Annotated in this window: 7 protein-coding genes; all 7 read left to right on the top strand. The window is 71.6% G+C overall.

Annotation, left to right across the window (positions count from 1 at the left end; all coding sequences use genetic code 11):
• The first annotated feature begins 13 nt into the window (after positions 1 to 13).
• From HYQ63_RS36245 to HYQ63_RS36215, 7 genes are read left to right on the top strand one after another with little or no spacing between them, the layout of a single operon-like run.
• Entirely contained in the window at positions 14 to 1,339 is a 1,326-nt protein-coding gene (locus HYQ63_RS36245) for a nucleotide sugar dehydrogenase (RefSeq protein ID WP_179937935.1), read from the top strand.
• Entirely contained in the window at positions 1,329 to 2,609 is a 1,281-nt protein-coding gene (locus HYQ63_RS36240) for a glycosyltransferase family 4 protein (protein WP_179937934.1), read from the top strand. Before HYQ63_RS36245 ends, HYQ63_RS36240 begins: the two co-directional genes overlap by 11 nt.
• Entirely contained in the window at positions 2,606 to 4,003 is a 1,398-nt protein-coding gene (locus HYQ63_RS36235) for a Wzz/FepE/Etk N-terminal domain-containing protein (RefSeq protein WP_179937933.1), read from the top strand. The genes HYQ63_RS36240 and HYQ63_RS36235 overlap by 4 nt, the downstream gene beginning before the upstream one ends.
• Positions 4,000 to 5,520, top strand: coding sequence for a Wzz/FepE/Etk N-terminal domain-containing protein (locus HYQ63_RS36230; RefSeq protein ID WP_179937932.1), 1,521 nt, complete (start codon positions 4,000 to 4,002; stop codon positions 5,518 to 5,520). Before HYQ63_RS36235 ends, HYQ63_RS36230 begins: the two co-directional genes overlap by 4 nt.
• Positions 5,521 to 5,523: 3 nt before the next feature.
• A complete protein-coding gene (asnB, locus tag HYQ63_RS36225) occupies positions 5,524 to 7,458 on the top strand; it encodes an asparagine synthase (glutamine-hydrolyzing) (RefSeq protein ID WP_179937931.1) in 1,935 nt (644 codons plus the stop codon).
• 17 nt (positions 7,459 to 7,475) lie between these two features.
• On the top strand, positions 7,476 to 9,674 hold the full coding sequence (locus HYQ63_RS36220) for a bi-domain-containing oxidoreductase (RefSeq protein WP_179937930.1): 2,199 nt from the start codon (positions 7,476 to 7,478) through the stop codon (positions 9,672 to 9,674).
• The gene (locus HYQ63_RS36215; protein ID WP_179937929.1) at positions 9,671 to 11,647 is read left to right on the top strand and encodes a heparinase II/III-family protein; all 1,977 of its coding nucleotides are present in this window, start codon (positions 9,671 to 9,673) and stop codon (positions 11,645 to 11,647) included. The genes HYQ63_RS36220 and HYQ63_RS36215 overlap by 4 nt, the downstream gene beginning before the upstream one ends.
• The last annotated feature ends 2 nt before the right edge of the window (positions 11,648 to 11,649 follow it).

The raw sequence follows: 11,649 nt of genomic DNA, 5'->3' as shown, positions 1-11,649 counted from the left end.
GGAGAGACGGGGCATGAGAGTCAGCGTTTTCGGGCTCGGCTACGTGGGCTGTGTGTCGGCCGCGTGCCTGGCGAGCCTGGGTCACGAGGTCATCGGGGTGGACGTCAACCAGGTGAAGGTCGACCTGGTCAACGACGGCAAGGCCCCGGTGGTCGAGGAGAGGATCGGCGAGCTCATCGCCGAGGTCGTGCGGACCGGAGCGTTACGCGCTACCGGCGACGTCCGCGAGGCGATCATGGACAGCGAGGTGTCGCTGGTCTGCGTGGGCACGCCGTCGGAGCCCAACGGCAGTCTGTGCACCACGTACCTGGAGCGGGTCACCGAGCAGATCGGCGCCGCGCTGGCCGAGGGGCGCAAGCAGGGGAATCGGCACACCGTCGTGTTCCGCAGCACCATGCTCCCCGGCACCTGCCTGAACCTGCTGGTACCGATCCTGGAGAAGAACGTCGGCGGCACGGCCGGGGTGGGCTTCGGGGTCGCGGTCAACCCGGAGTTCCTGCGCGAGGGCACGAGCGTGCGGGACTTCTTCGACCCGCCCAAGACCGTCATCGGCGAGCTCGACCCGGCAAGCGGCGACGCGGTGACGGCGCTGTACGACGGCTTGCCCGGCGAGGTGTTCCGGGTGCCGGTCCCGACGGCCGAGGCCATCAAATACGCGGACAACGCCTTCCACGGCCTCAAGATCGGCTTCGCGAACGAGCTGGGCGCGGTGTGCCAGGCGCTCGGGGTGGACTCGCACCAGGTGATGGACGTGTTCCTGGCCGACCGCAAGCTGAACATCAGCCCCGCCTACCTGCGGCCCGGTTTCGCCTTCGGTGGCTCCTGCCTGCCCAAGGACCTGCGCAGCCTGGTTCACGCGGCGCAGCGGGCCGATGTCTCGGTGCCCATTCTCGCCCACGTGCTGCCCTCCAACTCCGAACATCTGCAACGCGCGGTGGACCTGGTCGAACGCACCGGCAAGCGCCGGATAGGCATGTTCGGGCTGTCCTTCAAACCCGGCACCGACGACCTCCGCGAGAGCCCGCTCGTCGAACTGGCGGAGCGGCTCTTCGGCAAGGGTTACGACCTGCGGATCTACGACGCCAACGTGAACCTCTCCCGGCTGATCGGCGCGAACCGCGAGTACATCGAGAACCGGCTGCCGCACCTCGCGCAGCTGCTCGCGGACTCCGTCGGCGAGGTGCTCGAGCACGCCGAGGTGTGCCTGGTCGGGACCGGGGATCCGGCCGTGCTGTCGGCGCTGCCCCAGGGTGACGGCCCGGTGCTCGTCGACCTCATCCGCCTTCCCGACGCCGAGGCGCGCCGGGCCGAACCGGGGTACATGGGCCTTGCTTGGTGACACGTCGTTTGATGACACGGCCGGCGGCGACGGGTCGGACCGGCGCGCGCTGATCCTGGTGGAGAACCTGTCGGTGCCGTTCGACCGGCGGGTGTGGCAGGAGTGCACGACGCTGCGCGACGCGGGCTGGGAGGTGCACGTCATCTGTCCCCGGGGGGAAAAGCGGGACACGGAGCCCGAGGCGGAGATCGACGGGGTGCGGATCCACCGCTACCCGTTGCGCGCGGCCACCGGAGGACCGGCCGGGTACCTGCGGGAGTACGGTTCGGCGTTGTGGCACACGGTCCGGCTGGCCCGCAAGGTCGGCCCGGTCGACGTGGTCCACGCCTGCAACCCGCCCGACCTGCTGTTCCTGCCGGCACTGTGGCTGAAGCGGCGCGGCGCGCGGTTCGTCTTCGACCAGCACGACCTGGTACCCGAGCTGTACCTCTCCCGGTTCGACCGCGGCGAAGACCTGCTCTACCGCGCCGTGTGTGCGCTGGAGCGGCGGACCTACCGAGCCGCGGACATCGTGCTCGCCACGAACGAGAGCTACCGGGACGTCGCGGTGCGCCGTGGCGGCCGACGGCCGGAGGACGTGTTCGTGGTGCGCAGCGCGCCCGCGATCGACCGGTTCCAACCGGTGCCGCCAGAGACGGAGTTGAAGCGCGGCAAGCCTTATCTGCTGTGCTACCTCGGCGTCATGGGCCCTCAGGACGGCGTCGACTATGCCCTGCGGGCCCTCGCGAAGCTGCGCGACGAGATCGGACGGACCGACTGGCATGCGGTGTTCGTCGGCGCCGGCGACGCCTTCGACGCGATGGTGGAGCTGTCCAGGCGGCTCGGGCTCTCCGAGCAGGTGCAGTTCACCGGACGCATCCCGGACGCCGACCTGGTGCGTTACCTGTCCACCGCGGACGTGTGCCTCTCCCCCGACCCGCGCAATCCGCTCAACGACGTGTCGACCATGAACAAGGTCCTGGAGTACATGGCGATGGGCCGGCCGATCGTCTCGTTCGACCTCCGGGAGGCGCGAGTCTCCGCCGGTGACGCCGCCGTCTACGCACCCGCCAACGACGAGGCCCAATTCGCGGGGCTCATCGCACTGCTCCTTGACGATCCTGAGAAGCGGGCCCGGATGGGCAAGCTCGGCCAGGAGCGGATCAGCGGGCCGCTCTCCTGGCGGAACTCGCAAGCGTCGCTGCTCGCCGCCTACGCCGCTGCCTGCCGCGACCACACTCCGGTGTCGGCGGGCGACCCGGCGCGGCCAGGGAAGAGGCCGCACCGTTGAGCGATGACACGATACGCCTGGTCACGATCGGGCAGATGATCCGTCGGCGCTGGCGGCTTCTCATCGTCCTCGCCGTGGTGGGTACGCTCGTCGGCTACGGCACCTCATTGCTCTTTCCGCCGCGGTACACGACGTCGGCATCGGTACTGCTGCCAGGGCAGTGGGAGGAACGAGAGCTGCTGACGCAGGCGGTGATCGCGACCAGTTCGGTGGTGGTCGACCGCGCGGCTGCCACGCTCGACTGGCCCGGGGTGGGCGGTAGCGAGCTGCGGGATCGAGTGAGCGCCAAGGCCGCCGACGGGAACTTCATCAAGATCTCGGGTACGGCCGACACCCCGGAGCATGCGCAGCGGCTCTCCGACGAGGTGGCCCAGCAATTCGTCACCTTCGCAGCGCGGATCGCAGGCGACGACACCGGCCCCGAAGCGGCGGCGCGGCCCGAGGCACTGCGGCAGATGGTGGTGCAGACCAACCGCCGCATCACCGACCTGGCCGAGGCGGCCGATCCGGGGCAGACCGTGGAGAGCGTGCAGGCCCGCACCGAGCTCGCGAAGCTGCGTACCGCGCTGCAGGACGCCATGAAAAAGCTGGACGAGGCCGACCCGGCGGCCAACAAGGCCGACATGGTCGTCATGGGGTCGGCGGCCCGCCCGACCGGCGAGGCAGCGCCGACGAGGATGCAGTTCATCGTCGCCGGGGCGCTGCTGTTCTTCCTGCTCGCGGTCATCGGCCATCTCGCCGCCGCACGAGTGAGTCGCCGACTGCGCACCGCACCGGAGATCGCCGCGGCGCTGGGCTCCGCGCTGCTGGGTACCGTCGACGTAGCCGGTGAACGGCCCGCGCACCGGCCGAAGGGCCGTGGTCCGTGGTCCTGGATCCGCCGACTGCTGGGCATCGACACCCGGTGGGACGTACCGGACCCGCAGCCGTCCGGCGGCGAGGCCGGCAGGCAGATCCGCTACCGGCGGGTGTGTGCTCGCGTCCGGGACCAACTGCCGGCCCCCCGGCGGCTGCTGGTTGTCGTACCGGACGGCGACGAGATCGCCCGCCGGGCCGCCGGGCAGCTCGTCGCCGAGGCCGAGAGCGACCCTTCCCCGGGCTCTTCGAGCAGGGGGTACCCCATGCTGCGGCTGGTGGGGGTTTCGGTGGACCGGCCGCTGGTGCCGGACCGCGGCACCGAGTCCGGTGCCCTGGTGGTCATCAGCGCGGGCATCTGGACCGCAGCGGAGCTCACCGGCATCGCCGAGGCGTGTGCGGACGCGGGGCATGAGGTCGTCGGCACCGTCGTCGCCGGGATGGTCCGGGCCCGTCCGAAGCGGTCTGCCAGCCCGTCTCCGGATGAGGCCACTCCGGCGCTCGCGGTTCGCGGCCACGCGACGGGAGGTTCAGTGTGACGACGAGCAAGACGTCGGAGTCGTCGGCCGCCGCTCCGCTGCTGGACCTGCGGGCGCTGGTGGTGGCGGTGCGCAGGCGCCGCCGCCTCTGGGGCTCTTTGGCGCTGCTGGGGCTGCTGGTCGGCACGGCGGTGGCGGTCCTGCTGCCACCGCCGCCGACCGCGGTGACCAAGGTGCTGGTCGCGCACAAGGAGGACCAGCCGAACGACACCGGAACGCTGATCCGCACCGACGTCGCGCTGCTGCACACCACGCGGATCGCCGGAAAGGCCCTGCAGTCCCTCAAGTCCCGGGAAAACCCGGAAGACTTCATGCGGGACTACCGGGGCACCGGCTTGACCAACAACCTGCTGCAGATCGATGTGGCAGGTGACAGCGACGCCGAAGCGGCGGCCCGGGCCAAGGCGCTGGCCGACGCGTTCGTCGCCGACCATGTGAGGCGGATGCGGGAGACCGCGAAGGCCGAGGCCAACGCCCTGCTCGACCAGCGTGACCGCATGCGGAAGGAACTCGTCGAGGTCAACAGGACGATCGGAGACGGACCGCCGGAGAGCGGCCCGAAGGCGTCGGCGGACAGGGAGTCGCTCTTCGCCCGCCGGGCCGAGCTCACTTCGCGGATCGCCGACTTCGACCAGCGGGCCGAGGAGGCGCGCATCGGCACGCCCCAGCTCATCGCCGGCACGCAGATCGTGGACACCCCGCACGCGGTGCGGCACTCCCTGCCCGAGGCCGCTGTCACGAACGCCGCGATCGGGCTCGTCCTCGGGCTCGTCCTCGGGCTCGCGGTGGCCGCGGTCGGCGCGGTGGTGGCGGACCGCCCCGTGCTGCGCCGGGACATCGCGGCGAACCTGGGCGCCTCGGTCATCACGGAGCTGCCCCGCCGATCGGGCCCGCTGTGGCAGCGCCGAGCCACCCTGGCGGCACGGAAGCGGCTCACCACGTCCCTGGCCCGCACCGTGCGCGACTCCGCGGAACCGGTGTCGCTGCTGGAACTGGGCTGTGCGCGCAGCACGAGCGTGATCGCCCTGAACGTCGCCAGGGCGCTGGCGGCGGAGGGGCCCGTGGTCATCATCGATGGTCTGCCCGGCCCGCAGCTCGCAGGCCACCGTCCGAAGCCAGGAGACCCCACTGTGGTCAGCGGCGAGCGTGCCGCGGCCGTGCCGGATCAGGGGCTCCGGCTCGGAGTCGGCTCGGTCGCGCCCGGCACGGCGTGGACCGACCTCCAGTACCTCGGCACCCAGACCGTGCTCGTCGTGCGTGCCGGGCACGGCAGCGCCGCATGGCTGCACACCGTGGCGCGGCAGCTCGCGGACCAGCGCATTCCGGTGATCGGTGTGGTGCTGATCGCCCCCGATCCGCGTGACCGGACCGACGGCACGCTGTGGGACGGGCTGCACACCGCGCTACGCGGCCGGAGCGAGCGGCCGGCCCAGCAGAACGGGACGGGCCGGTGGCGGACGGAGCGGCTGCCGATGCGGGCCGCACGGGTCCCGGACAGCGACCAGGAGGTGCGGTAGGACATGTGTGGCATCGCAGGCACTTACCAATGGCCGGACGGGAAGGTCGTGACCGACCGGCTCACCGATACCCTCGCCCACCGCGGTCCGGACGGGGCGGGCCGGTACAGCCACCCCGCCGGTGACGGCGAAGTGCACCTCGGGCACCGCCGGCTGGCCATCATCGACCTGTCCGAGACGGGCGCCCAGCCGATGGTCTCGGGCGGCCTCGTCCTGACGTACAACGGCGAGCTGTACAACGCGCCCGAGCTGCGTGCCGAGCTGGCAGCCGCTGGCGTGCGCTTCCGGGGTACCTCCGACACCGAAGTGCTGCTCGAGGCCTGGCGGCGCTGGGGCACGGACTGCCTGTCCCGGCTGCGCGGCATGTTCGCGTTCGGGATCTTCGACGAGCGCACCGGTGACCTGGTGCTCGCCCGCGACCAGCTCGGCATCAAGCCGCTGTTCCTGCTCCGGCGCGGTGCGGGCCTGGTGTTCGCCTCCGAGCTGAAGGCGCTCGCCACCGCGACGGGTGGGGCGCTGGAGGTGGACCATGCGGCGCTGGTGGCCTCGCTGCTGTACTACTGGGTGCCGGACTCACGGTGCGCGTTCCGCGAAGCGGAGAAGCTGCCGCCGGGGAGCTGGCTGAGGTGCCGGCCCGACGGCCGGGTGGAGCGCGGCCGGTTCTGGAACCTGAAGGACGTCGCCGCCGAGGGGCGGGAGCGGGCCCGGGCCGGCGAGCAGCCGGATGTCGCCGCCATCGTCGAGGAGTCGACTCGGCGCCACCTCCTCTCCGACGTACCCGTGGCGACCTTCCTCTCCGGCGGTCTTGATTCCAGCTACCTGACCGCGCTGGCGGCCCGCGACCGACCCGGGATCTCCGCCTACACGATCGGGTTCCGCGCCGAGGACGCCAAGTTCGAGGCGATGCCGGACGACCTGCGCTATGCCCGGCAGGTGGCCGAGCGGTTCGGCGTCGATCTGCACGAGATCGAGATCGCCCCGAACGTGCTCGACCTGCTGCCGCGGATGACGTACCACCTGGACGAGCCGATCGGCGATCCCGCCGCGATCAACACGTACCTGATCTGCTCGGCCGCACGGGAGGCCGGGGTCAAGGTGATGCTCTCGGGGATGGGCGCCGACGAGCTGTTCGCCGGTTACCGCAAACACCTGGCCAACCTGATCGCGCTGCGCTACCAGCGCGTCCCGCGGCCCCTGCGGCGCGGGGTGTCCCGGGCCGTGGACAGGCTGCCGGTCGCCACGTCCCGCCGGGGGTACCGGTCGGTGCGCTTCGCGAAGCGGTTCCTCTCCTTCGCCGACCTGCCGGAGGAGACCGCGTTCCGGCGCAGCTACACCATGTACGACCAGGACGAGCTGCTCGCCCTGGTCGCCCCGGACCTGGCCCAGGCGGTCGACGACGTGCTGACCGAACATGCGGATGTCTACCAGGACAACGACCTCGACGACTTCGTCAACCGCATGTGCCTGGGCGACGCCCGGATGTTCCTGCCGGGCCTGAACCTCACATACACGGACCGCTCCAGCATGGCCGCCTCGACCGAGGTGCGGGTGCCGTACGTGGACGTCGAGGTGGTCAAGGCGGCGTTCGCCGTACCCGGCGATCGCAAGATCGTCGGACGGCAGGGCAAGGCCGTCCTCAAGGAGGCGGCCACCTCGATCCTGCCCCGGGAGATCGTGTACCGGCCCAAGGGCCTGTTCAGCGCTCCGCTGCGCGCCTGGATGAGCCGGGATCTGGCACCGCTGGTGCGCGAGGTGGTCAACGACGGCGAGCTCGTCCGTTCCGGGTTCCTGCGCCGCGACGCGCTTCAGCGGCTCGTCGCCGAGGACGCCGCCGGGCAGCGGGACTTCTCCAAACATCTGTGGCATGTGCTGACCCTCGAGTACTGGTACCGCGACGCGACCTCTGGGTCCGGCCAGAGCACTCGGTTAACGGCTTAGGAATCAGGGGAGTTCGAGTGAAACAGGTTGTACAGAACTACAAGAGCGGCGAGCTGGCGGTGCTCGACGTGCCGGTGCCGGGATGCAAGCCGGGCGGTGTGCTGGTCCGCAGCGCCTACTCGCTGATATCCACCGGGACCGAGCTCATGAAGGTGTCCGAGGCCGGCATGTCGATGCTGGGCAAGGCCCGCTCCCGGCCCGACCAGGTGGCCAAGGTCATGCAGAGCGTGGCCACCAACGGGGTGCCCGCCACCTATCGCAAGGTGATGGGCAAGCTGGACTCCTACACGCCGCTGGGCTACTCGCTGTGCGGGGTGGTCGAGCAGGTCGGCACCGGCATCGACGATGTGAAGGCCGGCGACCTCGTGGCCTGCGCCGGCAACGAGCACGCGTTGCACGCCGAGCTGAACTGGGTGCCGAAGAACCTCTACGCCGCGGTGCCGGACGGCCTCGCGCCACGGCACGCGGCCTTCGGCACCGTCGGGTCGATCGCGTTGCAGGGCGTCCGCCAGGGCGAGCCGCAGCTCGGCGACGTGGCCCTGGTCATCGGCCTCGGGCTGATCGGGCAGCTGGTGGTGCAGCTCCTCGCCGCCTCGGGAGTCCGCGTCGTCGGGGTCGACCCCGACCCGGTGCGCTGCGAACTCGCCGCGCGCCTGGGTGCTGTGGCCTGCGGCGATCCGGCGTCCACGGCCGTGGAAACCGCCGTCGCCGAGCTCACCGGCGGTCACGGCGTGGATCAGGTGTACCTGGCCGCAGGCGGCGGCAGCAACGAGCCCGTCGAACTGGCCGCCCGGCTCTGCCGGGACCGCGGCCGGGTCGTCGACATCGGCAAGTGCCGCCTGGACCTGCCGTGGAACGCGTACTACGAGAAAGAGCTCGACGTCCGGTTCTCCCGCAGTTACGGCCCCGGTCGCTACGACCCGGAGTACGAGCTGGAGGGGCGGGACTACCCGATCGGCTACGTGCGCTGGACCGAGCGCCGCAACCTGGCGTGCTTCCTCGATCTCCTCGCCCGCGGCAGCGTCGACGTGGAGCCTTTGGTCTCCCACGTCGCCGACTTCGATGACGCCGTCGAGACGTACCAGAGCCTGAAGGACGGCGACCTGAAGGCCGTGGCCGTGCTGTTCCGGTACCCCGAACACGTAGAGCAGGCGGAGGAAGCGGGGGCCCCGGCGGTGGCCGTGCCCACGGTGAAGCGGCACAGCGGCGGGGCATTCACCCCGGCCCGGTATGCCAACACGTCGGCGCGCCTCGCGTTCGTCGGCGCCGGAAACTACGCGACGTCAATGCTGCTGCCGCACCTGGAACAGCGCGACGGCGTCGTGTTGTCGACCGTCGTCACCACGACGGCGCTGTCCGCGGCCAACGCGAAACGGAAGTTCGGCTTCGCCGAGGCGACCACCGACCTCGACGCCGTGCTCGGCGACAAGTCCGTCGACGCGGTGTTCGTCGTCACCCGGCACAGCTCGCACGCCGAACTGACCCGAAGAGCACTGCTGGCCGGCAAGACCGTGTTCGTGGAGAAGCCCCTGGCCCTCACCGAGGATGAGCTGGCCGGCGTACTCGCGGCGGTGAAGGAGTCCGGCAACGACCGGCTGCAGGTGGGCTTCAACCGCCGGTTCGCGCCGCTGCTTCAGGAGGCCAGGAAGCGGTTCGGCGCCCGGACCGGTCCGGCGAACCTGCGCTACCTGGTCAACGCGGGCCGCCTCGCGCACGGCAGCTGGTACCTCCGGCAAGGCACCGAGGGCTCGCGGTTCGCCGGCGAGGGCGGACACTTCATCGACACGGCGAGCTGGCTGCTCGGGGCCGACCCGGTCGCGGTGTACGCGGTCGCCACGTCCGGCAACGAGGACCTTCAGGTCGTGCTCCGCTACCCGGACGGGTCCACCGCCACCATCAGCTACGTCACCACCGGCCCGGCCGGCTTCCCCAAGGAGACGCTGGACCTGGTCGCGGACGGTCGTGCGCTGCGGCTCGACGACTTCGTCCGTGCCACGGTGTACGACGGCCGCCGCAAGCGGTGGGTCAGTTCGCGGCTGCCCAAGGCCCGGGACAAGGGCCAGAACGCCGAGCTGGCCGCGTTCATCAAGGCTGTGCGGACCGGCGGGCCGATGCCGGTGCCGCTGGAGTCGCTGGTCGCCACCACGGCGGCCACCCTCGCCGTGCAGACCAGCCTGGCGAGCGGCGCGCCGGTGACGTTGGCGAGGACGCGATGACGGTGAGCTCGGGGAGTCCGGGCTGGTACCTGCGGCGGCTGTCCCGGATGGGACCGCGGGAGGTCGGCGGCCGGGTGGGCGACGCGGTGCGCAGGCGGCGGTGGCGCTCGGCGCGGCCGCACTGCCCGAGCGTGACCGGCGCCCGGTTCAGCGCGGTACTGCCCGCCGGGACGATCGCCGCGATACCTCCGGACGCCGCGAAACGTCTGATCGCCGAGGCGGACCGGCTGATGGACGGGCACGCCGAATATTTCGGGGTGGTCCGCGACGACCTGGCCGACCCGGACTGGTGGTGCGACCCGAAGACCGGGCGCCGGGCTCCGTGGGGCTACGCCTTCGACGTGCCGTACCGGAACGAGGACGCGGTCGGGGACATCAAGCAGATCTGGGAGCTGTCCCGGCATCAGTACCTCACCGTGCTGGCCGCCGCCTACGCGATCACCGAAGACGAGCGGTACGCCGAGCGCGTGGCCGCGCACCTGCGGTCGTGGTGGGTGGCCAACCCACCGCTGCGCGGCGCGCACTGGGTCAGCGGCATCGAGCTGGGCATTCGGCTGCTGTCCTGGGTGTGGATCCGCCGGCTGCTCGACGGCTGGCCGGGCGCCGCCGGTCTTTTCGAGGACAACCCGGTGGCGCTGAACCAGATCTGGCATCACCAGCGCTGGCTGGCCGCCTTCCCCAGCCGGGGGTCCTCGGCGAACAACCACGTCATCGCCGAGGCGGCCGGGCAGTTCGCCGCGGCCTGCGCGTTCGATTGGTTCCCCTCCTCGGCGCGCCTGCGAGCCGACGCGCTGCGGTCGCTGGAGCGGCACCTGCGCGGCAACACCTTTGCCTCCGGCCTCAACCGCGAGCTGGCCACCGAGTATCACGGACTCGTCCTTGAGCTCGGCCTGGCCGCGGTGGCCGAGGCGGATGCCGCCGGCGTGCCGGTCCCCGCGTCGATCCGGCTGGTGTTGCTGCGGATGACCGACGCGCTCGCGGCCGTCGTGGACAGCCACCTTCGGCCGCCGCGCCAGGGGGACGCGGACGACGGGCACGGTCTGGTCGTGGACGGAGCGGGCACCGACCGCTGGGGCTCGCTGCTCGCCACCGGGGACGCCGTGTTCAGCCGGCTCGCCTGGTGGCCGGCGGTGACCGGCACCGATGTGCGCACCCCGCTGCTGGCCTCGCTCATCCGGCCGTACTCGAAAAACGGAACCGCACCGGCCGTGCCCCGCCCACCAAGCCGACCAGGCCATTTCGCCGACGCGGGGCTCACCATCCTGCGCGGTCCGGGAGAGATCTGGTGCCGCTGCGACGGCGGTCCGCACGGATTCCTGTCCATCGCCGCGCACGCTCACGCGGACGCGCTGTCCGTGGAGGTCCGGCACGACGGGGTCGACGTGCTCGCCGACCCGGGGACGTTCTGCTACCACGGGCAGCCCGAGTGGCGGCAGTACTTCCGGTCGACCCTCGGCCACAACACCCTGCGACTGGACGGCGATGATCAGTCCGTCTCCGGCGGCCCGTTCCTGTGGACCCGGCATGCCCGCAGCCGCGTCCTGGTCGCGGACACATCCGACGCCTCCGACGGGGGGACGGCCCGCTGGTGCGCCGAGCACGACGGTTACCGGCCCTCCGTGCACCGCCGCCGGGTGGAGCTGGCGGCCGCAGCTGAAGAGTTGAGGGTCATCGACGAGGTGCGCGGCCCGCGCCGGGCCGTGCAGCTGGCGTTCCACCTCGGCCCCGCGATCGCCGCGGTCCTGGCGGACAACCGGGCCCAGCTCACCTGGACCCGGGACGGCGAGGACCGCTCCGCGGTGCTCGAGCTGCCCGGACAGCTGAACTGGCAGGCGCGTCGCGGCGAGACCGATCCGCCGCTGGGCTGGTACTCCGCCGGCTTCGGGCGCAAGGAACCCACCACCACGCTGGTCGGCACCGGATTCGCCGGTGGCGCGGAGGGGTTCACCACCGTGCTCAGGTTCCGCGGCTAGGG

It is taken from the genome of Streptomyces sp. Rer75, from assembly GCF_013414305.1.
Lineage (GTDB): Bacteria > Actinomycetota > Actinomycetes > Streptomycetales > Streptomycetaceae > Streptomyces > Streptomyces himastatinicus.
Note: the sequence above shows the minus strand (reverse complement) of the source record. Positions and strands in the feature narration are given on the sequence as shown.